At 45.1% G+C, this 20,164-nt stretch carries 23 protein-coding genes; 10 read left to right on the forward strand and 13 right to left on the reverse strand.

The genetic code is table 11. The annotated features are described in order from the left end of the window. The first annotated feature begins 6 nt into the window (after window positions 1-6). Window positions 7-207: a photosystem II assembly protein Psb35 gene (gene psb35, locus QUA38_RS17095; RefSeq protein ID WP_333163729.1), complete on the forward strand. Its 201-nt coding sequence runs from the start codon at window positions 7-9 to the stop codon at window positions 205-207. A 719-nt stretch (window positions 208-926) separates the two neighbouring features. Here the strand turns inward: psb35 and QUA38_RS17100 are convergent. Then, window positions 927-1,511, reverse strand: a complete 585-nt coding sequence (locus QUA38_RS17100) for a DUF6658 family protein (protein WP_333163683.1) — start codon at window positions 1,509-1,511, stop codon at window positions 927-929. Between the two features lie 235 nt (window positions 1,512-1,746). Further along, window positions 1,747-2,484, reverse strand: a complete 738-nt coding sequence (locus QUA38_RS17105) for a DUF2993 domain-containing protein (protein WP_333163685.1) — start codon at window positions 2,482-2,484, stop codon at window positions 1,747-1,749. A gap of 283 nt (window positions 2,485-2,767) precedes the next feature. On the opposite strand from QUA38_RS17105, the gene QUA38_RS17110 reads away from it, so the two are divergent. The 5 genes from QUA38_RS17110 to QUA38_RS17130 all read left to right on the forward strand — a co-directional run bounded on the left by QUA38_RS17110 (window position 2,768) and on the right by QUA38_RS17130 (window position 7,077). After that, window positions 2,768-4,180: a DICT sensory domain-containing protein gene (locus tag QUA38_RS17110; protein ID WP_333163687.1), complete on the forward strand. Its 1,413-nt coding sequence runs from the start codon at window positions 2,768-2,770 to the stop codon at window positions 4,178-4,180. A 243-nt stretch (window positions 4,181-4,423) separates the two neighbouring features. Then, entirely contained in the window at window positions 4,424-5,017 is a 594-nt protein-coding gene (locus tag QUA38_RS17115) for a pentapeptide repeat-containing protein (protein WP_333163689.1), read from the forward strand. A 128-nt stretch (window positions 5,018-5,145) separates the two neighbouring features. Then, on the forward strand, window positions 5,146-5,901 hold the full coding sequence (locus tag QUA38_RS17120) for a DUF2993 domain-containing protein (protein ID WP_333163691.1): 756 nt from the start codon (window positions 5,146-5,148) through the stop codon (window positions 5,899-5,901). Window positions 5,902-6,140: 239 nt separating this feature from the next. Beyond that, window positions 6,141-6,428: a DUF1816 domain-containing protein gene (locus tag QUA38_RS17125; RefSeq protein WP_333163693.1), complete on the forward strand. Its 288-nt coding sequence runs from the start codon at window positions 6,141-6,143 to the stop codon at window positions 6,426-6,428. A gap of 373 nt (window positions 6,429-6,801) precedes the next feature. After that, entirely contained in the window at window positions 6,802-7,077 is a 276-nt protein-coding gene (locus QUA38_RS17130; RefSeq protein ID WP_333163696.1) for a DUF1816 domain-containing protein, read from the forward strand. Window positions 7,078-7,238: 161 nt separating this feature from the next. Here the strand turns inward: QUA38_RS17130 and QUA38_RS17135 are convergent, their stop codons facing one another. Both QUA38_RS17135 and QUA38_RS17140 read right to left on the reverse strand, forming a co-directional pair. Continuing rightward, a complete protein-coding gene (locus QUA38_RS17135; protein WP_333163699.1) occupies window positions 7,239-8,243 on the reverse strand; it encodes a J domain-containing protein in 1,005 nt (334 codons plus the stop codon). A gap of 359 nt (window positions 8,244-8,602) precedes the next feature. Beyond that, window positions 8,603-8,830, reverse strand: coding sequence for a hypothetical protein (locus QUA38_RS17140; protein ID WP_333163702.1), 228 nt, complete (start codon window positions 8,828-8,830; stop codon window positions 8,603-8,605). Between the two features lie 384 nt (window positions 8,831-9,214). On the opposite strand from QUA38_RS17140, the gene QUA38_RS17145 reads away from it, so the two are divergent. Then, a complete protein-coding gene (locus tag QUA38_RS17145) occupies window positions 9,215-9,412 on the forward strand; it encodes a hypothetical protein (RefSeq protein WP_333163705.1) in 198 nt (65 codons plus the stop codon). A 139-nt stretch (window positions 9,413-9,551) separates the two neighbouring features. Here QUA38_RS17145 and QUA38_RS17150 read toward each other — a convergent pair whose 3' ends face one another. Then, window positions 9,552-10,841, reverse strand: coding sequence for a glucose-1-phosphate adenylyltransferase (locus QUA38_RS17150; protein WP_333070968.1), 1,290 nt, complete (start codon window positions 10,839-10,841; stop codon window positions 9,552-9,554). Between the two features lie 760 nt (window positions 10,842-11,601). Between QUA38_RS17150 and QUA38_RS17155 the strand changes: the two genes are divergently transcribed. Next, window positions 11,602-13,068, forward strand: coding sequence for a glycoside hydrolase family 13 protein (locus QUA38_RS17155; protein WP_333163707.1), 1,467 nt, complete (start codon window positions 11,602-11,604; stop codon window positions 13,066-13,068). 195 nt (window positions 13,069-13,263) lie between these two features. On the opposite strand, the gene QUA38_RS17160 is transcribed toward QUA38_RS17155, so the two are convergent. Then, entirely contained in the window at window positions 13,264-13,680 is a 417-nt protein-coding gene (locus QUA38_RS17160; RefSeq protein WP_333163710.1) for a fasciclin domain-containing protein, read from the reverse strand. A gap of 164 nt (window positions 13,681-13,844) precedes the next feature. Beyond that, window positions 13,845-14,270, reverse strand: a complete 426-nt coding sequence (locus QUA38_RS17165; protein WP_333163731.1) for a DUF2358 domain-containing protein — start codon at window positions 14,268-14,270, stop codon at window positions 13,845-13,847. A gap of 58 nt (window positions 14,271-14,328) precedes the next feature. Between QUA38_RS17165 and QUA38_RS17170 the strand changes: the two genes are divergently transcribed. Further along, entirely contained in the window at window positions 14,329-14,907 is a 579-nt protein-coding gene (locus QUA38_RS17170) for a hypothetical protein (protein ID WP_333163713.1), read from the forward strand. A 34-nt stretch (window positions 14,908-14,941) separates the two neighbouring features. Here QUA38_RS17170 and QUA38_RS17175 read toward each other — a convergent pair whose 3' ends face one another. Continuing rightward, a complete protein-coding gene (locus tag QUA38_RS17175) occupies window positions 14,942-15,337 on the reverse strand; it encodes a VOC family protein (RefSeq protein ID WP_333163716.1) in 396 nt (131 codons plus the stop codon). Between the two features lie 53 nt (window positions 15,338-15,390). Next, complete coding sequence (locus QUA38_RS17180; protein WP_333163718.1) at window positions 15,391-16,578, reverse strand: histidinol-phosphate transaminase; 1,188 nt, start codon at window positions 16,576-16,578, stop codon at window positions 15,391-15,393. Between the two features lie 182 nt (window positions 16,579-16,760). Here QUA38_RS17180 and QUA38_RS17185 point away from each other — a divergent pair, with 182 nt between their 5' ends. Beyond that, on the forward strand, window positions 16,761-17,045 hold the full coding sequence (locus tag QUA38_RS17185; protein ID WP_333163720.1) for a WGxxGxxG family protein: 285 nt from the start codon (window positions 16,761-16,763) through the stop codon (window positions 17,043-17,045). Between the two features lie 188 nt (window positions 17,046-17,233). Here QUA38_RS17185 and QUA38_RS17190 read toward each other — a convergent pair whose 3' ends face one another. From QUA38_RS17190 to QUA38_RS17205, 4 genes are all read right to left on the reverse strand, one after another. Next, window positions 17,234-17,941 carry an ROK family protein gene (locus QUA38_RS17190; protein ID WP_333069190.1) on the reverse strand — a complete coding sequence of 236 codons (708 nt, stop codon included), beginning with the start codon at window positions 17,939-17,941 and terminating at the stop codon, window positions 17,234-17,236. 32 nt (window positions 17,942-17,973) lie between these two features. Next, window positions 17,974-18,666, reverse strand: coding sequence for a YqiA/YcfP family alpha/beta fold hydrolase (locus QUA38_RS17195; protein WP_333163723.1), 693 nt, complete (start codon window positions 18,664-18,666; stop codon window positions 17,974-17,976). 278 nt (window positions 18,667-18,944) lie between these two features. Next, on the reverse strand, window positions 18,945-19,451 hold the full coding sequence (locus QUA38_RS17200; protein WP_333163725.1) for a hypothetical protein: 507 nt from the start codon (window positions 19,449-19,451) through the stop codon (window positions 18,945-18,947). A gap of 49 nt (window positions 19,452-19,500) precedes the next feature. Continuing rightward, window positions 19,501-19,878: a hypothetical protein gene (locus QUA38_RS17205; protein ID WP_333163727.1), complete on the reverse strand. Its 378-nt coding sequence runs from the start codon at window positions 19,876-19,878 to the stop codon at window positions 19,501-19,503. Window positions 19,879-20,164: the final 286 nt, after the last annotated feature.

Here is a 20,164-nt window from a genome sequence, read left to right on the forward strand (position 1 = left end):
CAGCCAGTGCCGGAATCAAGTGTCAGCTTGACCGCTCCAATAGCAGTTCTTGGTGTTGGCTTTGTTGCCGCAGTTACGATCGGCTCCATCGCCTGGTATAACTCCAAGCGTCCCCCCGGTTGGGAATCCAAAGAACGCCCTGATTTTGTACCGAAAGTTGATAAAGACGATTTGATTGCTGATGTTTCTGACTCCAAAGGTAAATAAAACAAAGTTTCTTTAGAGGAATAAAAGCAGGACTTGTGCATTAATGAGAAAACTTGGTCATTGCCAGGCGGATCGCGGCAATTTCAATGGTTCACTTTTCCATTTATGGCGCAAGTCCTATAAATTTCCCATCCCCAATCTAAAATTTACAATATGGCTAAGGTGCGCCATCAGCCACCTAAATATATAGCAATTCTTGCAGGAGTCATAAATTTTTTACTTCACCCCAACCCTTCCCGAACTCGCGAGGAGGCAGTAAGAAATTTACAAATGATGCCAGGATTGCTATATATGACTAAGGAGAAAAAGTAGTTTGAGAGGATACATATAGGGTAAGGTGCGCCATCAGCACCTAGCCCTTTTTAGCGTCAGCAACTAGGTTACTAACTTTGGGCTTTTTGATTCTGAACCCAAGCTTCCCCAAGCAATTTTCCTTGATTGAAGTCTCAAAAATCGGAATGTGAAATACCTGTTTTCTGCTTTTTATATGGTTCCGATTTAACAAGCCAGATAGGTCTAGCCCTCAGCACCCTAGATCTACGGGGCTTCCGAAAAAATTAATTTTACACCATTAATATATAGTAAGGTGCGTCCAGCGCACCTAGAGATTCTCTGTTCAATGCAGAGATAGAATTTCTGCCTAAGTCTTGTGAATATTGTGTAGGGGCAATTATGAAAAAGCCCCTACAAATCGGTGATACCGCGCAAGTTCTGCTAGCTTATTTTTGCAGCGGATTGAGTTTCGTAACCGAGCTTTCCTTGGCATCTTCAGCGCTATCTTTCAGGAAACCAGAAGCATCCTTAAAAGCGGCGCCTACTCTCTCTAAAATATTGGCATCGGGATCGCTGCGATCGAATACGGGTTGAGCCTTAGCCGGCTGTCCGTCTGGCGCTTCTAAGAGAGTTTTATCTCCGCCGAGCTCGGAGTCGAACTTGTCAGTTTCCATGGGTGCAGAACCCGGATAAAGCAGCTTTGAGGAATTAGATTCAGCGGTAGTCGCGGCCAGGAGACGATCGCTCACGATCGACAAATCAGCCCGATTCTTTTCTGCTTTAGCAGGCGATTGATTGACTTTAGGGTCAGTAGACATTTGATAATTCGTGTATCCATCTCCACCAGCCTTGTGGGGGTTATTCATTCCCCCCATTTGAACGGGAGGATTCTCCGGCCGAGCACCTCGAACGTCGCCGGCATTGCAAGCGGTACTGGTAAACAGCAGCACACCTGCCATAAATACAGTCAAAAATCGAGTCAAAAATTGACCGCTACGCAGTTTTTTCAAAAAAGAATTTACAGTGTTCACAAAAAGTTCCCAATTTTTTTACTACTACTTGTCAAGAGTAAAAGTAAAGTCCCCATGCCTGCCTCTAACGTCAGTGATATTTTGGGGCGGGTTGGTATCGACTTTTTTATAACTTTAGAGGGATTTCATAAACTGCAGCTATTTTTCCAAAGCCAAGGATAATGGTGGGGTGTGCCAGTTCCAATAGTTGTGGAAATTGAAGAGTTTTTATGTTTCTGACACACCCGACAAGCTCCTAATTAGGGAATTTTTCGACTTTCGCTTCAGCTTGCAAAGTCAACAAACCAGCTTCCACATTTAACTGCTGAATTCGCAGGGACATTCCCTCAATTTCAAAATTTCGCAAGTTTAAAACTTCACCCGCTTTGTCAGCCAAAGCTTCAGTTAATTCCGGCGAAAATTCCTTGTTTTCGGGATACTCGACCTCCTGAAGAGAAATTGCCCAGCCGCCCGCTGCGATCTCAGGTTTTGCTGTGAAATAAATCTTTTCCGTGGAGGCCGTTTCCCGCACCAATACCTCAGCATTTAAAGCGATTTTTCCGCTTAGCAATTGGCACTCAATAGTTTTAACGTCTATTGTCTGCTGTTGTCCGTCAACAGTAACTTTTAAGTTTTTCAGTTTCCTGCTGATGTATTCGGAATTAAAAGCGCGGTTGATGTCGCTTTCTGTTAAAACTGCGCGCGCCCCACCGAAGGCAGGCCCGTTCAGTTCAATTTTGCCAAACATAGCGGTCAGGGGATTGACAGCAATATCCTTGACGTGAATTTGCAATTCTTCCACGCGCAAATCTTGTTGCATTACCAATCCTTTGCCCTCAACGGCAACGGCATCTACTTCTCCCTGGGCTAGCTGGATCGGATCGGTGTTAACTGTGACAGCCAAAGTTTCGGATTCGTCTAATTTACTAGCAATAGCAATCTCGGCAACTTTGTCTATCGCCTGTTCCCCTAAACTCCTGTTTTCTTGAAGCACGCTCAGAATTCCTAATAATTATTGTTTAAAAATAGTAGTTAATACTTAATTGATTTAGCGTCTTCCTCCCGGTAGGTTTCTCGTCTTAAAAAAACTCAGCCAAAGACAGAGGGTTTTCACAAAGTTACTAAAATTAGTAAGCTGCTCTTTGGCGCACTCTACATTGACTCGGTAGCTAAGCGGGGCAAAATCAAAAAGTCGGATTTTTGCCAAAAGGCCAAAAGTCTTTTCGAGAAGTTCGATCGCCAGCTACAATAAGTAAGAGCCGGCACCGCTTTTTGCAATGAATTCAGAATCAACTCTCGCTAGACTACAAGCTACACTTCCCGACGGAAAACTGCCTTCTAGCTACGGGGTATACTTCAAAAACACCCTAGTAGCCCTGTGTCACGCCCTAGAAGACCACATTTTGCAAACCAGTGGCGGGGACAATATCGAACTCAAACCCCTAGTTTTGGTGACGTTTCAGCAGGGTAAATGGTATTTACAGGAAGCAGATCGCTACCTAGATATTGCTAATTCCTCTCGACGCGTTGTCATCGGTGCAGTAGCCGACAGCGGTTTCGCTACCCACAAAACGGGTCAATTAGAAAATGTATCTTTAATAAATCTCGATGAGAGCGACCCCCTAATCCAAGAGTGGAATTTAATCATCGTCGCCCCCACATACAAAGCAATGGTGCTTTGCCGCGAACTTTCAGCCGAGGAATACTTGCCCGATGGTAAGCCAGAAGTCGATACAGAACGAAAGTTCTACGGTTTGTGGTCGTTTGACCAGTCTTTGGTGTCGGCATCGGCAGAAATTTTTATAGAACAGACGCGACATTACAACTCCCCACTAGCCGACAATTTGCTGGAAATGTACCACGAAATCCTGGCAACCAAAGGCCCGCCCTTGGCAGATATTAGTGGCGTGGTATCACGGATAGTCACTTACCTGCAAAGTTCTCAGCAACAAATGGTGGCAATTAACCGCCAAACCCGCGAATTGTGGGAATTGGAAGGTCAAGCTTTGCGCGTCAGCCGCAATTTGAACGCTAACAAACTTCAAGCTTTTCTGCGGATGGCCCAGCGCGTGGACGAACGCGATACCTCCAATCCTACAGCGTCTTTACAGGTGGCGGCTTTGTCGGAAACTTTGGGTCAACTGCTGGATTTGCCGGCTTTGCAGTTGCGGAGGCTGCGGCTGGCTGGATTGCTGTTTCGAGTCGGCTTAGTTTCTGCGCCGAATGAGGTGTTCGATCGCACTCCCGATGCTTTCGACCAAGCAACTTTATCCTTTTGGCGCGATCGCAGTTTCATCGGTTCCCAACTGCTGCAAGCAATGCCGGAACTAGCACCTGTGGCGGAAATTGTCAAGTACAAACTAGAATATTGGGACGGCAGCGGCAGACCAGAGGGTTTGCGAGCCGAAGCCATACCCGTTGCTTCGCGGATTTTAGGGTTGGTGGCCTATTTTCAAGAATTGACTCAACCGCGTGGAGCTCGTCCGGCTATGAGTTTGAGCGAAGCTTTGGAAGAGTGCCGGGCACTGTGCGGCATTCGTTTCGATCCGGCTTTGGTGGAAACTCTCAGCAACGTCGTCAGGCTGGCAGAAATGGGTTTGATGGAGTTACCCAACCGCCCGAGCCAACTGCCGAATGTATGGTTGGAGGATTTGGGCGATCGCACGACCGCGACCGCTCCGACATTATAAAATAACTGGATGGCTAATGGGCGATCGGTAATTGGTAATGGGGAACTTGTACAGAGCTTGTGCTGAGCGCAGCCAAAGTGCCTAGCCGAATTATTGGGCATTTAAAACTCAGCACAAAATCTTTTCCAACACTACAAAAAATCAGCCTGTGCTTGCTCAGCGCACCCTACCACTGGGAGTTGTAGGCACCGCCTGTCTGTGTGCTAATGACTAATGACGACAATGACTAATGACTAAAAACTAATGACTAATGACCTCGAAGCCATACGCAAAGGCAAAATTTTGATGTTGGCCGGCACTGATTTAGCCGGCAAAGACTTAGCGGGAGCCGATCTCGCCGATGCTAACTTGTCTCAAGCCAACTTGAGTGGAGCTAATCTCGCCGGCGCTAACTTGCAGCGGGCCGTATTGCGAGCCAACCTCCGAGGCGCTGACTTGAGCGGCGCTGACTTGCGAGGCGCAGATTTTCGGAATGCCGATTTGCGGGGAGCTTCCTTCGCTAACGCTTTAGTCCGCGACGCAAGTTTTGGGGGTGCTTTTTTGACGGCGGCATCCATGGGCAATTTGGATTTGAGCGGTGTCGATTTTCGCGGTGCTGATTTGCGGGGCGCTGCTTTGGCTCGGGCAATTTTGCTTGGTGCCGATTTGAGCAATGCCAATTTGTCCGGCGCAGATTTGTCGGGAGCTGACTTGGAAGAAGCGATCCTGAATGGAGCCGTACTGCGCGGTGCTAACCTGACGGGGGCTAATTTGCTTTGCGCCATGATCGAACAAACCGTTTGGGATGGAGCTTTGCTCGATCGCGCTTGTCTCCAAGGCACCCCCCTTAGCCTTTAAATTTCAACAATGTTGTTTTGAAGACAGACAAAAAAACAAGATCTGCTTATAGAGTGAATAAGCACAAGCGATTTTTACATTTCTTAATATAGGGTTATAATGGCGACTGTAGATGAGCAAACGAATAAATGGTAGCAGCTTTGTTTAGCGGTACATCCTTTCAAGGTCAAAGTGGCGATCGCCTTGTTAGTAAAGTAGCAGGAGCTGCGATCGCAGCCTTATTCAAGCGTTCTGAAAAGGCCGAAGCCAACATCCGAGTCGAACCAGTAGCCAAACTCTTGCAGGGAAGCATTGACGGTTTCGACTTTGTTGGCAAAGGTATGTTGATGTACAACGGCCTCCGCATAGAAGTGATGGAACTCTACCTGCAAGCAGTCTCAATTGATTTTGGGGCGATTTTTGCGGGTCAAGTGAAATTGCGGCAGCCTACCCAGGCAAATATGCGAGTAGTCTTAAGTCGATCGGATTTAACCACCTCATTCAATACACCTTTTGTAGTTGAAAAACTCCAGAAGCTGAAGTATCAAGAGCAATCTCTGCACTTTCAAAACACTGAAGTCAGCTTCGGAGCTGACAAATCCATTCGTCTTCAGTCCGAAATTACCGTAGGCGATGCCAGCGAACCGGTCAAGATCGATATTACAGCTCAGTTGCAAGTAGAAGACCGACGCAAAATCCAATTTGTCAGTGTTACTTACGGCGGTGACGGGCAAGCAGTAGACTTGGGTCAAGCTATAATTGCCCACGTAAATAACTTGCTAGACTTAGACAAATTTGCCTTAGAAGGCACTCAACTGCGAGTAGACCGCTGCCGAGTTCAGAACGACGAGCTAGTTTTCTACGGTTGGGCTGGTATCGAACAGTTCCCCAAAGGCAAGCGCTAAACCTCAGCAGGCTGAGGTTGGCCCAGCTCTCTAGTTGGTTGGGAAAAAGAGCATTTTTCAGTTAGCAAACAACCCGCATCGGCGGGTTTTGCTTTAGATTTTAGATGGGAGAAAAAATCTAAGATGTACAATCTACCCTCTCAGTTCGATCGACTCAAAATCAGCACTGAGGTTGATTCGAGGGGCAAATTATTTTGATAGATTTAAATAATAAATTAAATCACCCCTGAAGAATAAAAATGCTCGGATTTTATTTATTTTGTATCTACGTCGCAGTCTTGTCCGTATTTGCGGGGCCCAGCCACCGCCGGTCTGAGAAATGGTGGGTAGAAATTGTCACCGACTTGCCCCACTGTACCTACTATTTTGGCCCCTTTGACACCGACAAAGAAGCTTCCAGCAATACTCCAGGCTACATAGAAGACTTAGAAAGCGAGGGAGCCAAAAAAGTTAGCATCCGCATCAAACGGTGTCAGCCTTCGGCTCTCACCATTTGTGATGAATTCTCAGAAGGTGTCGCAGCTTAATAATTTTGATAGTCCAATCGGCAGAAACCGGGTTTTTTAACGCAAATACTCCATCTATTGCGAGGGGTATCGGTTAAACAACCCGGTTTCTGGGCGTCAAGAGAGTGTAAGTTCTGTTTGAGTTTTTCCTTAACTGAAGCCTCAACAATAATATTAAGCATCATGTTGTCTTAGTCCTTACCCTGCGGACTTGATATTTGTAGTGGTGGCTTAAATCTCGGCATCTTCTCCACCAAAATGCAGATTTTAGCTAGCACTAACTGCCAAAAATAATCTGTGCTAAATCAGCACTGAGGACGAGCCGATCGATCCTGTTGCGTTGATAAATTGAGAGAGAACAGAAAAAACTCCTTAAATATTCCCAGAGGTAAATATGTTTGAAATATCTATGTTGGCTATGTTTTTCACGGCCTTTTGGGTGCTAGCTCAACCTGCTAGCAGCATTCGACGTGGCGAATGGTGGGTAGAAGTTGAGACTGATTCGCCAAAGCGTACCTATTACTTTGGCCCCTATGACAGCAGACAGGAAGCTTCTAACAGCTCGAACAGGTACATCCGAGACCTGGAGAACAAAGGAGCTAAAAAAATTAGCATCAACATCAAACAAGGTAGCCAACCTACTCACCTAACAGCTAGCGAAGATTCTTAATCACGTTGGAAACTGCCACTTACCGGCGAATAAAATTTAAGTTCTTAACAGGGTTTTTTTAAATGAGAGCGCGCTTGCATATAGTAGGGACACAAAAATGCTGTGTCCCTAGAAAACCTGTAAGAAATGGTATTATTTGTGTCTGAGAAATGCACGTTTTTTCAAAGCAGCATTTGGTTGATATTGCTGCGGGGATTAAAAGTGCGATTTGCCTTGATTTTTTCATAGCATTCGCGTTCTACACTGCTCATTTCTTTCGGCGGCACGATCGCAATTTTTACTAACAAATCAGTCCGCTCGTCTTTCTTAGGTTTGGGCCATCCTTTGCCCCGCAACCGCAAAGACTGACCCGATCGCATCCCGGCTGGAAATTTTACAGTTATCATACCTTCAGGCGCCGGCACTTCAATTGAAGCTCCCAATACCGCTTCGTCGGGAGTTATAGGCACTTCGCAGACCAAATTCTCTCCCTCAAACTGGAAGAAAGCGTGAGGCAAGACTTCTAATTTTAGGTACAAATCTCCCTGCTGCTTGGTGTACGGATCAACTTGACCTTTGCCTTTTACCCGAATTTTGCTGCCCGTTTTTACTCCTGCTGGAATCGAAACTTCGCCCGTGGCGACTCGCTTGGAAGTGCCGCGAAATGCTTCCCCCAAAGTCAGGGAAACCACCACCTCGGTGTCGAGAGAGCTTCCTGCGCTGCGGTTTTCGTACCCCGCAAAATCTTCAAAGCCGCCAAAACCGGTGGGCCCGCCGGCGCGGTAGTTGCTGTAATTCCACTTGGCGTTCCGCCCACTACTGGCATTGCTACCGGCGCGGCCGAGCAAGGCATTGATAAATTCGTCAAAACTGCCGTACTGGCTGAAGTCAACGCCGCCAAAGTCTACAGTCGTACCGCCCCCGCCTGGCCATCCGCCTGGAGTGGTGGCAGCTTGCTTCCAGTATTGACCGTACTGATCGTATTTTTTGCGTTTTTCTGGGTCTGATAGCACTTCGTAAGCTTCGTTTACTTCTTTAAAACGAGCTTCGGCTTCTTTGTTCCCGGGGTTCATATCCGGGTGATATTTCCGCGCTAGTTTGCGGAAAGTTTTTTTAATTTCGTCAGAGCTGGCAGTTTTGTTGAGTCCCAAAATAGCGTAATAGTCTTTAAAATCTGTTGCAGCCATTAAGCAATCCCCTCTTTATTAGTTGTTATTTGTTAGTTGTTAGAAAGAATAAATCCCAAATTAGCCGCAGGATGGCGAATTAGTTTAATGCCAGGGGTAAAATTACCTGCGGCATCTCATTCAAATTATAGGTTATCAAAAGTTTGGACTCGATCGAGTTCGGTTGTTGCTTGCGCGACGATCGCAATTTCCGCACCCCGCTGTGGTTTGATATTTTATAGCATTCGCCTCTCTGGTGCTGAGGGCAGCCGGAGCAGCCGGGTCTAGAAATGCTTTTGGCATTCGACAACAAAAACAATGTTTCATCAATGAATGAACAACACCCTTACCCTATGGGCGGTTGCTACACCTTTGAACTTTTAGAGAGTAAAACTCTTGCCACCATAAATTTTTAGGAGTTGTGCGCCTTCGGGCTTTTGGGAGGAGGCGATAGCTTGAGGGTGCATCCCGGTTGAAGCGAGCCCGGGAGAGATGCTGCTGTTGCTAGCACCAGTACCCATCGGGTTGAGTGTTGCGGAAGATGAGCTTTTTTTGCTCTTTTTTTGCGGTGCGCGGTGCGATCGAACTTCTCTATAGGAGGTTTTCACCCAATGCAAATCTTACCAGCTTCTCAGCAGCGATTCCGGTCGAATCTGGTGTCTGAATTGTGACTATATTATACCCTAAAGTGCGCCGTCATCCCACAAAATTTCGAGATATTTTTTCTTCACCCCAGACCAGTGCTATAGAAGCTTATTTTTACAACCTCTGAATAGATTTTAATCAAACTAATATAGCCTAATATCTCCGCTGTCTGTTAGCTACATCACACACTTCTATAAAACATTAAGATAAGATAATAAAGGAATCAGGTTTTAACGCCACGAGGGTGCTCACATTATGAATTATTTGCTAAGTTGGCCTTGCGGCTGCTGCGACGAGTGGAAAGATAGTTCCGAGAGTTGTGTTGTACTCAGAAACGGGCAGCGCATTTGTCAGTCGTGCTACGAGCGCAAATACAAGAATCAGAAGCTATTCTCCAGACGCAGGCGATCGGACATATCTGTATCACGGCACACAGTAACAGAGACTGTCCCTTATTAATAATGCGCGAGCCTTTGAATGAAGCCAAGTATTTCGACAACCTCGCCTCAGCGGTGGGAATTAATAATCAACAAAAAAAAGAATGAATTTCGTCATCAGTCATCAGTCATCGGTCATTGGTGATCTGTCACTAATTTACTTATTTATCATCAGTCACTTGCTGAGAGGTAACAGATTTTAACTTAAAAAATTAATGACTGACGACTAATGACTAATGACTAATAACTAAATGATAGTTCCATCAGGAATTGTGGCATTTTTCAGGACTACGATAATGCCGCTGCGGATGTAAAAACCTTGGTTTTCGCGGTTTGCTTCTTCCACTCGGTCTTTATTAATTATTTGAACATTGCGGCCGATGCGGGCATTTTTATCCACAATCGCGCGGCGAATTGTAGTATCTGCACCGATGCCGAGGGCGACGCCGCCGTTGTCCAAACTCGAATGCCGTTCGGCGTCGGGTTCGTAGAAGTCAGCACCCATGACTAGAGTGTCTTGAATCGTACATCCAGCTTCAATGCGCGATCGAACTCCCAACACAGAATGGTCGATCCGGCACTGTTTGAGAATGCAGCCTTCAGCAATAATCGATTCAGTTACGTGAGTATCTAAAAGCTTAGTCGGCGGCAAGAAACGCGGGCGAGTGTAAATCGGCGCATCTTCATCGTAGAAACTGAAAGGTGGCTGAGGCTGTTTTGTCAGCGCCAAGTTAGCGTCGTAAAAAGCCTCAATGGTTCCGATATCCTCCCAGTAATCGTCAAACAAATAAGCTTGAACGTTGTGGTCTTTTGCATTATTCGGAATAATCTCTTTACCAAAATCAGTTTGGTTGGGAGATTCTTTCAGAAGTTTAATCAGAACTTCTTTTTTGAAGACGTAAATCCCCATCGAAGCAATGTAAGGACTTTCCTGAGCCTGCTGTGCTGTCAGTCCCAGTTTAGTAGTATCTACCTGCATTTGTTTGAGCGCATCGCCTTTTGGCTTTTCGCTGAAAGAAACAATGCGGCCGTTGTCGTCGATTTTCATCAAACCAAAATCCGAGGCCCGCTTCTCGTCCATTGGCAAAACCGAGAGGGTGATATCGGCGTTGGTTTCGCGGTGTCTCTGCACAAACTTCTGGTAGTCCATACGGTAGAGGTGGTCGCCCGAAAGAATCAAGTATTCGTCAACGTCCCACTCTTCTAGCAGCCACAGATATTGGCGAACTGCGTCCGCTGTCCCTTGAAACCAGTTGGGGTTTTCCTGAGTTTGCTGGGCGGCGAGCACCTCGGCAAATCCGTCGGTGAAGCCGGAAAAGTTGTAGGTGCGAGCGATGTGGCGGTTGAGAGATGCCGAGTTGAATTGCGTGAGGACGTAAATTTTGACTATTTCGGAGTTGATGCAGTTGCTGACAGGAATATCGATGAGGCGATATTTGCCTGCGAGGGGAACTGCGGGTTTGGCCCGCAGTTTGGTTAGGGGGTAAAGGCGGGTGCCTACACCGCCACCGAGGATGATGGCTAAGACTTTTTTCAAGGAACTTTCTCCCTAGGGTCGATTAACTCTCCAAGTACAGTGTCGGATGGTGAGGGCTTCTTGACAAGGGGGGAGAGCAAGGAAGTTTTGAGTTTTCACTTATGAGTGGAGTCGCTTACGCAGAAACCGGGCTGTTTAATCCAAATACTTCTTCACACCCTCAATAAGAGTTAAAAAACCCGGTTTATGAGAGTTGGAGTGCGTCCGGGACTGGAGTTTTGAGTTTTGAGTTTTGAGTTAAAATACCCATCAATCAATAATGGATATTTAACAAAGTTTTGAGTTGTGAGTTAAAATACCCCTCAGTAAATAACGGCAGTTTAAGGAAAGAATAAGGTTGGGGATTTTGGCTGTTAATAACAAGTTGCTTAGGTAAATTGCCCGTTTTCGCAATTTCTCGCTCCAGGATGGCGCGCGCTATTGTTCTTTTTCCACGCTGGCCGGCACCGCCACGCCCGCTGACGCTGTGTTGGCGCCGCAAACGCGCTCTGGTTATGCTTGAGTTTGATCCGGTTGTTTTTGCTGGCGTTCCTGTTATGTGAGTTTGTCTAACTCCACAGCAGTCAGGAAGCGCAGGTCGCCGGGACGATAAATTTCTAGGTAGAGTCAGTTTTCAATCTTAAATAGACTGCACATTTGTGTAATATTTTACAATTTGTCGATCGATAAAATGGGATTAAATGTCTATTCTCTACCAAAAGCTAGATCCCCTAGAAACCTCTGCTACGGTAGCCTAAGCCGTAAAAGCTAGAAAAAGTGTATGCAAATTCAAACGCCGGACTGGGTTAAAAACGCCGTATTCTACCAAATATTCCCCGATCGCTTCGCCAAAAGCAAACAGCCCCGCAAACGCCTGCTGCAAAACTTCATGTGGGAAGAATGGCACGAAATCCCCACCCTCCAAGGCTACAAAGGTGGCGACTTGTGGGGCGTGATGGAACAGCTAGACTACTTGCAAGACTTAGGCATTAACGCAATTTACTTCACCCCCATATTTCAGTCGGCCAGCAATCACCGCTACCATACCCACGACTACTATCAAGTCGATCCGATGTTGGGCGGCAATCCAGCGTTTAAAGAGCTTCTAGACGCCGCCCACGATCGCAACATAAAAGTTGTCCTAGACGGCGTATTCAACCACGCCAGCCGCGGCTTTTTCTTTTTTCACGACATCCTAGAAAACGGCCCCCATTCTCCTTGGGTAGATTGGTTTAAAATTGAAGGCTGGCCGCTGTCTGCCTACGATGGCAATTTTCCTGCTAACTATGCCGGTTGGGACGGGAATCGAGCACTTCCTGAATTCAATCACGACAATCCAGAAGTGCGAGAATACATCATGGAAATCGCCGAATATTGGATTAAATTCGGCATCGATGGCTGGCGACTGGACGTTCCTTTTGAAATTAAAACGCCGGGATTTTGGCAGGAATTTCGAGAACGAGTTAAAGCGATTAATCCCGAAGCTTACATTGTTGGCGAAGTTTGGGAAGATGCGAGAGAGTGGCTCGACGGCAGTCAATTTGACGGAGTAATGAATTATCTTTTTGCTGCCCCGACTATTGCTTTTGCAGCGGGCGATCGGGTAGATTTAGCTCAAATTGAAGGTCGTTCTTACCACCCCTATCCGCCGCTTTTTGCTAAAGAATACGGTGACAAAATTCAGCACGTTTTGGAACTGTACCCGTGGCCGATACAGCTAACTCAACTTAATTTGTTGGCAAGTCACGATACAGCTAGGTTGCTGTCAATTGCTGGGGGCGATAAAGCTAGCGTCGAACTCGCTACTTTGTTGCTGTTAACTTTTCCTGGGGCTCCCAGCATTTACTACGGCGATGAAGTTGGTTTACCCGGTGCTCTAGATCCCGATTCTCGTCGCGGTTTCCCCTTAAAAGCTCACTGGGAACTTGATGTTTTAGATTATCACAAGCAGTTGATAGCTTTGCGGCACAAATACGAGACTCTCCGCACTGGATCCTACCACATTCTGTTTGCTGAAGGAACAGTTTACGTTTTTGCCCGAATTTTGGGGGATGAGGAAATAGTTGTTGCTGTCAATGTCGCGACCGAAGAAGCTAATATTAGCTTTGAGGCAGCTAATTTGAAATCTCCTCACGAGAAATTGCTGTTCGGTAAAGGCGAGTTTGTTTGGAAAGGTGAAGGGGAAACTCGGCAGTTAGAATTGATGCTGCCGGCACGATCTGGCTTGATTTTAGGTTCGGATAATTAGTTTAAAATGTAGGGTAATCTGCTCCTCGTAGACCTACATTTATAGCAGGAAGGTGCGCGCCCCACATTTATCAGTGTAAGGTGCGCACCAGGAATTTATCGGTGATTTGCCCCGCGTATTCTAAATTTATTAGAATTTATTATAGGCATCAGATGCGCCTAGCGCACCCGAAATTTATCAGGAACAACACAAGTTTTATTCTGCTGCAACCATTGCTGGTAATAGAACCGAATCAATGATATGAATGACGCCATTGTCGGCAATAATATCTGAAGTGAGAACTTTAGCATCATTCACTTTAATGCCGTCAGAAGTATCAATTCCCACCACAGAACCTTCCACTGTTTCAGCAGAACTTAACTCAAGTAAGTTCTCAGTTAGTACCTCTCCAAACAGAATGTGATAAGTCAGAATTTTCTTGAGCTTGGGTATGTCTTCCAACCAAGACGTAATAGTGTTCGTAGGAATTTTGGCAAATGCCTCGTCAGTTGGTGCTAAGACGGTGTAGGGACCCGGACTTTGCAATAAATCTAACAAACCAGCCGCTTCAATAACAGTCACGAGTGTTTTGAAAGAGCCGGCATTAGTGGCAGTCTCGACAATATCTGGCATGATGTTTTTCAGGAGTGCAAATAGCAGAAAATGAATCAGAGGCGACAATCATTTTAGCAATTTACAAATAGCAGAAAATGAATCGGAGGGATGATGATTATTTTCCTCATTATAAGTTATTGGGATGGCCGGCCTGATGGATCGGGGCGATCGACCTTTTTAGCTTATCCTTGGCTGGAATCCTCCCCCTTGCGGAAAAACTGCTTTAAAATCTCTCCGGGTTTTCTGTCCCAGGTGTCGATATGTTCGTAAATTAAGCCGTCTTTATCTAGTTTATAAGTAGAGTAGCCGTTGAAGAAGATCCGAGCTTTCCACGGAACCCGCAGGACGCCGCGAACAGTCCAATTTGCCACAATAGTATCAGGCGCTGTCTGACTTACGCCGTGCAGGTCGAAGTTAATGTCGCTAAAGAATAGCTGCCCGTGAAATCGCAGAGTCCAAAAGATAATGCGATAGTTGATTTTTCCTTTAAATTTGTTAACAGGGTCTTGAAAATAAACATCTTTTGTGTAGATGTCGTAGGAGATGTCTTTCTCAAAAAGCGTCGGGAGATCCGCTTTCAGGGTGTCTACTGCTTGTTCTACCTGCATTTGATATTCGATCGCGCTCAAACTACCACCTTGTGACAGTATTAATTTATAACTTTAAATGAATAATCTTGATCGGCAGCAGGATGAGAAAAAAATTGATACTTCATCCAGCTCTAATCTTACTTCTAATTATATTGTCCGCGCCGGCCTTTCTGCTGGCCCGGACTTGCGACATCGAAACCTTGACACAGATTTGACAGAACACCCCCACTCCTCTGACATTCTCGTAGAAATCAACAGCGGCAAGCTGTTGATGGTAGATAGCCGTCACCGGAACGGCCTAATTTTGATTAAACGTTTCCACGCGGAGTTTGCCGGGCCTGGGGCTGCCGTTGGGGGCGCTTTTGATGTTGACTCTCAACAGGCGATTCCCGTCGGGAATTTTTGTTTGGTTTGCCCTCAATCTCCCGAACAAATACAGAAAGCTTGTGGAATTCGGCGGCAGTGGGTGCGGTTAATGGAACAGTTAACGGCAAAGCCAGCAGCTTTAGAACGCGCACAAATGGTTTTAACTCAATTTGAACAATATTTGGATTCGGAAACGGTGGCACAAATTCCCGATGAAGCTTTGGCACTTTTAGTAGGCGTATTTCCCCAAACCATTCGGGTGGCGCGACAAGGAAATGATGAGTTATAAATTGGTGTAGATACCTGATGCGGCGATCGCGCTGCTACAAGCTCCACTCGGCATTCTGCAAAACGACTCGATAGCCATCTGGGTCTTCAAAGGTCACTCCATCTTTGTCCCAGTAGGGATTGTAGGAGTTTACCGGCTCAAGTCCAATTGCTTTCATTCGCTCAACAGCCTGCTGCCATTCTTGTTGGTTAGGAAGGTAAAAGACGATAAGATTGTCTTGAGTTGGAGCGCCACCTACAATATGTCCCCGTTGATGGATGAATTCAAAGTGGTGGCTTTCTCCTGGCATCCCAACCATTACTCCGTCAAAACCTTCATGGTTTTCAAAACTATCGAGGATGTGCAGCCCTAAACCCTCTGTGTAGAAATGAACAACTTGAGCGAGGCAATCCGTTGGACGAGCAACTCGTAAAACCTTTCCTTGAAGCATATATATCTTCTCCAAAGTTATTTTTGTGTTAAGCAGAAACTGGATACCGAATATTATGAGTTGTCAAAAATTTTGCCTATTCGATCAAGTGTCCGCTGATTTTCCTCCGGGCTGCCCACCGTAATTCGCAAACCTCCACCAGTATGCCTAATTAAAGTACCTCCCTCTTTTAGCTGCTGCATGATTTGTTTGTGTTCCTGTTCGGCAGATTCGCCCTCACCTGCTTTCACCCGCAGGTAAACGAAGTTAGCGGCACTCGGCCAAACTTGCAATTTTTGATGCTGAGTTAGCGCTGCAGTTAATTTCGTTCTTTCTGATATAGTTTCGGAAATGGTTGCTAGCAATAACTGCCGCTGTGCTAGGGCTAACTCGGCTGCAGTTTGCGAGAAACTGGGAAGGTTGTAGGGGAGGCGGATTTTTTCTAAAGCGGCTGCGAGTTCGGGATGGGCGATCGCATATCCGACTCTCATTGATGCCAATCTAAATGCTTTAGAAAATGTGCGTAAAATTATCCAATTCGGGTGTTGGTGCAATTGGTCGGCTAAAGTATTTTGGCTGAATTCAAAATAAGCTTCGTCAATTACTACTAATATCTGTTCCGGCAAACTTGACAACCATTCTATTTCATCAGTGGTTAAAGCATTGGCTGTGGGAGAATTGGGATGAACGACAAAGACGGCGCGCACGGGGGGATTTTGATTTTGGGCGATCGCCCTTTTAGCCACCTCGATATCGATTTCAAAATTCTCCTCTTTCCGCGAAACACTCACAACTGGAATGCCCAGGGTTTGGGCGATTATTCCATACATCGAAAAGGTGGGATTCGCCACCAAAATAGAGCCTTGTCCGCCTAAACAAGTAGCTATTAAGAGCGATCTAATTAGTTCGTCGGAACCGTTACCCACAGAAATATTGTCGGCTGTAATGGCGGTTTTTGGCAGTGTAACCCCCCCTAGCTCCCCCTTAATAAGGGGGACGACATTTAGGGATTCATTGACGTATTGGGCTATCGCCTCTTTGAGGGCTGCGTGCCCTCCGTCAGGATAGCGATTTGTCTCAATTAACTGCTGGTAACTCCAAGCTAACTTTTTTTTTAATTCCTCTGGCAAGTCGTAGGGGCATTCGTTAGTATCTAGGCGATCGATCGCCCTTTCCGAGTGCGCTGGTTCTCCTGACGCGCCGCCCGGATGGGGAGTGTATGCGGTAAGTTCGGCTAAATCTTTTCGGATAAAGGGAAGCATGGTATAGTTTTAGACTTTTTATTTTAGATAATCTGCTTAGAAGCATCTGAACTTAGCATAAAGCTTGTTCTATCTCGAAAGCAAGAGGACAGGGGGATTTAGTTTCTGTCGATCGATTGATGCGTCGGCTGCGACAAATTGATTATTTTGATAAAGTAACTGCTGATATTTGGAGACCGAGTATGAAAGTCAAGCCTTCCGATATATCTAAAAATACCGCTGCTACCCTGATAGCTTTGAGTTTGGCTGTTCTCCCTTCAGCTATGCCTGCCTCAGCTCAAACCGAGTCAGCTCCGGCCCAGAACAATACTGATTCTAATGGAGTCGTTCTCGACAGAACTCCCTTTCAAGAAAGCAAAAAGGACAACAATCATTGGGGTGCTTTGGGTTTGTTGGGCATCCTCGGTTTGGCGAATCTGTTTCGCAAGGATGAACCCAAACGCTACCGCGATCCAATGGGTGAATAACTTTTTCAATGGTGAGCCTCTTCGATGGCTCCGCTACCGCACAAGCCCAAAACCCAATCAACAGTGGTGGATTCAGAAACCGGATTTTTTACCGAAAGACTCGATTATTGCCTTTAATCAGAGCCAAAAATCCGGTCTCTTTGATTTTCTTTGATATTGATAACGGGCATTTGGGCCACAAAGTTTATTCAATCGCGCCACAAAGCAATCCCGCCCAATAAACCGCTCACATTTGGTACTATTTTAACCTGTGGTGGTAACTCAAAAGCAATTTTTTTAGTATTGCCGCCACCGATGTAAATGCGATCGCAGTTAAAGAGATTTTGCACAGACGTTAGCGCTTTTTCTAGACGCCGATTCCATCTTTTGGAACCGACTGTATCTAATGCCGATCGGCCTAATTGCTGTTCGTAAGTTTCCCCTTTGCGGAACGGGTGATGTCCTAACTCTAAATTTGGTACCAAGATACCATCGACAAATAAGGCAGAACCAAAACCGGTGCCAAGGGTAATTACTAATTCTACCCCCGTCCCAGCAATTGCTCCCAATCCTTGAATATCCGCATCGTTAGCCACTCGCACAGGTTTTCCCAAGCGATCTTTGAGAGTAGTTTCTAAGTCAAAATCTATCCAAGACGGATCTAAATTCACTGCGGTTTTGATAACGCCTAGACGCACGACGCCTGGAAAACCGACGGATACTCTGTCAAATTCCCCTTGTCCGCTGGCTAAAGAGGCGATCGCCTCTAGTATCGGTTCCGGTTTCGGTGGTTGAGGCGTTTCTAAACGGCTGCGTTCCGTTTGGGGTGCGCCTTCATTGTCCAAAACCATAACTTTGATGCCACTTCCGCCAATGTCAACGGCTAAGGTGCGAGTCGATCGATCTTGTTCAGTCATTTGATTGTTAAGACTTGCAAGTTGGTCAAATTTTAATTTTTGAATGGGCAAAACTTTTGAATCGCTTCCCACATTTCCGCTAGGACATTTCCCAAAGAATGATCGTCTTCTAATTCGATTAATTGCACCCAGGGACGGTTAGCGGCAAAATTTCTGCTAGCTTGAACCGGTATTATTGTATCATGCTGACCGTGAAGGATTAACGTAGGGACTGACCGTATTAATTTTTCTTCAGGGTATTGAGCCATATCTGCCAAAAACTGATAATTCAGTGGCAGATAACCCTGTTGGCCGTAGTGGTAAACGGGCAAATATTTCTCAGACTCCCACTTTTCTAAATGTTGCTGTCCCAACAGTGGCAGCCAGTGGGAGATAAAGTCAAAAGCCGGTGCTAACAAAACTATTTGCTTTACTGACAATTGTCGCTGGGCCAACCAAGCTGCTGTCAGTCCCCCAAAACTAGACCCAATTATGGTGACTCCCCCTATATTTTTTACATTTTCTGTTGGAGATGAGGAGGATTTGATTGACAAAAAGTCTGTTTCTATTTGATTTAATTGGCGGGTGAGAGTGAGCCCCGAAAAATCGTTTTGATTGAGATCGGGAGTTTTTAGGTCAATTCCTAGGTAAGAAAAGCGATCTCGGAAATATTTAGCCTTTGCTGAATCGGGGCTTGAAGCAAATCCATGTAAATAAATGTAACTCGACTCGTTCTGTAGATTCATCCAGAAAATTTTATGAGACTTCCCAACTAATTATTTTAACTTAATATGAGTTATCAATACTTCGGACAGTTTTTAAGCAGCGCGAGTATCCTAGGATAGGACGGAGGGGATGTTAGGGTGATTTAAAATTAAGTTAGGGTCTAAATCTAACTTGTGAATAAAGGTGTCAAGTAGATGTCTATTGAATTTCCTGCGTTTATAAGAGGTTATTGAAAATACAAAAGAAGCCGGAGAAAAGTGACAATTATAGGCTTCATATTTGGCTACATTTTAAGCAATTAAACTGGCATTAAAATGAAAATAAAGCCGTTGACTACTGCGACATTGAGAATCAGATAAACCCGTAAATTGTTTGGCATCGCGAAAAATAAACTCAATCTGAAAACGGCCTGATAATACTCAAGTATTTGCTGGGTCGGTAGATTAATATCGGTACTAAACAATAAAATATTTTTGATTTTACCGTTGGGTTGCAGTTCAGACAGACAGGCTAAACGTATTTTACATTTTAAACAACAACTCCAGACTACTAATGAATAAAGCTTGACTCCCGGCTTAACTTTTTTGATAAAAGTTAATTTTTTCAAATTATTGCAGTCAACCTTACCATCATATTTGCGAGGAGCGCCTCGTTTATTTCTTTCACCTGTATAAATGTAATTAAAGTTGGCATCAGCTCTTAATTTGCCAATCAAATTTAAATCTGCATCACGTACAGCATTCCATAATTTAAAGCGGTAATAATAACCATCAGCGACCAAGTAACGGACAGAATCTGGCAACAAGGAACGAGTCTTTATTAAATGTTTAGCCTAGTCATCAACTCTTGTTATTTCAGGTACTGAGCTTTCTAGAGCTATTTTTTTCCCCGTTTTTCTGAGCTTTTTTCACCTTGGCAGTTAGGGAATTTTTCGGTAGTTCTGTTGTCGGACGCCAGAGAGTTTGTTGTACACTGAGACTATAAGACAAATGAGTTTCAACTTCGACAACAGCAATTACATAAATTTCTAATCCCTCTTCAGGTCTGCCAGCTACACCATTATAAAAACTAGCTTTTCCTTCAGTTTTTTTGCCACTTTTGGGAATAAAAGAACAAGCGATAACTGCAATCAGTGTTCGCTCATGATTTAAGGCTTGATTGATAAAATCTTTATGAAATTCGGGAAAATCGAAGCCTTTAAAAAAGTGGCGACGATAGTTTTTTTCACTCAAAGAACTATAACGGACCTGATTGGTAAATTAACTTTGCCATAAACAAGTAAAATGGTGGAAAATAAAATTACCATAAACTTCTTTTGCGCTTGACTAATCCCTGGCATTTGTTGTAAGATTGATTAAATAATATTCATCAGGCAGTTTTTTAAGTTCGTGTGTTTTTTGAGCTTAACGTAAAAAATGCCTTTTTTTGTCTTTTTCGTTAACAATACTCCGGACAGTTTTTAAATAGGGATGCTTACGCAATAAAGCACAGAAGCGAAAAAACAGAGTGCTATCTGAA

It is taken from the genome of Microcoleus sp. Pol12B4 (assembly GCF_036701385.1).
Taxonomy (GTDB): Bacteria; Cyanobacteriota; Cyanobacteriia; order Cyanobacteriales; family Microcoleaceae; genus Microcoleus.

Excerpts from the sequence above, each read along its gene's own strand:
- QUA38_RS17175 (WP_333163716.1), bottom strand. The coding sequence starts at position 15,337 with ATGCTTCAAGGAAAGGTTTTACGAGTTGCTCGTCCAACGGATTGCCTC.
- QUA38_RS17185 (WP_333163720.1), top strand. The coding sequence starts at position 16,761 with ATGAAAGTCAAGCCTTCCGATATATCTAAAAATACCGCTGCTACCCTG.
- QUA38_RS17155 (WP_333163707.1), top strand. The coding sequence starts at position 11,602 with ATGCAAATTCAAACGCCGGACTGGGTTAAAAACGCCGTATTCTACCAA.
- QUA38_RS17190 (WP_333069190.1), bottom strand. The coding sequence starts at position 17,941 with ATGACTGAACAAGATCGATCGACTCGCACCTTAGCCGTTGACATTGGC.
- QUA38_RS17130 (WP_333163696.1), top strand. The coding sequence starts at position 6,802 with ATGTTTGAAATATCTATGTTGGCTATGTTTTTCACGGCCTTTTGGGTG.
- QUA38_RS17115 (WP_333163689.1), top strand. The coding sequence starts at position 4,424 with ATGACTAATGACCTCGAAGCCATACGCAAAGGCAAAATTTTGATGTTG.
- QUA38_RS17135 (WP_333163699.1), bottom strand. The coding sequence starts at position 8,243 with ATGGCTGCAACAGATTTTAAAGACTATTACGCTATTTTGGGACTCAAC.
- QUA38_RS17165 (WP_333163731.1), bottom strand. The coding sequence starts at position 14,270 with ATGCAGGTAGAACAAGCAGTAGACACCCTGAAAGCGGATCTCCCGACG.
- QUA38_RS17160 (WP_333163710.1), bottom strand. The coding sequence starts at position 13,680 with ATGCCAGATATTGTCGAGACTGCCACTAATGCCGGCTCTTTCAAAACA.
- QUA38_RS17170 (WP_333163713.1), top strand. The coding sequence starts at position 14,329 with ATGAATAATCTTGATCGGCAGCAGGATGAGAAAAAAATTGATACTTCA.
- QUA38_RS17120 (WP_333163691.1), top strand. The coding sequence starts at position 5,146 with ATGGTAGCAGCTTTGTTTAGCGGTACATCCTTTCAAGGTCAAAGTGGC.
- QUA38_RS17110 (WP_333163687.1), top strand. The coding sequence starts at position 2,768 with ATGAATTCAGAATCAACTCTCGCTAGACTACAAGCTACACTTCCCGAC.
- QUA38_RS17125 (WP_333163693.1), top strand. The coding sequence starts at position 6,141 with ATGCTCGGATTTTATTTATTTTGTATCTACGTCGCAGTCTTGTCCGTA.
- QUA38_RS17195 (WP_333163723.1), bottom strand. The coding sequence starts at position 18,666 with ATGAATCTACAGAACGAGTCGAGTTACATTTATTTACATGGATTTGCT.
- QUA38_RS17180 (WP_333163718.1), bottom strand. The coding sequence starts at position 16,578 with ATGCTTCCCTTTATCCGAAAAGATTTAGCCGAACTTACCGCATACACT.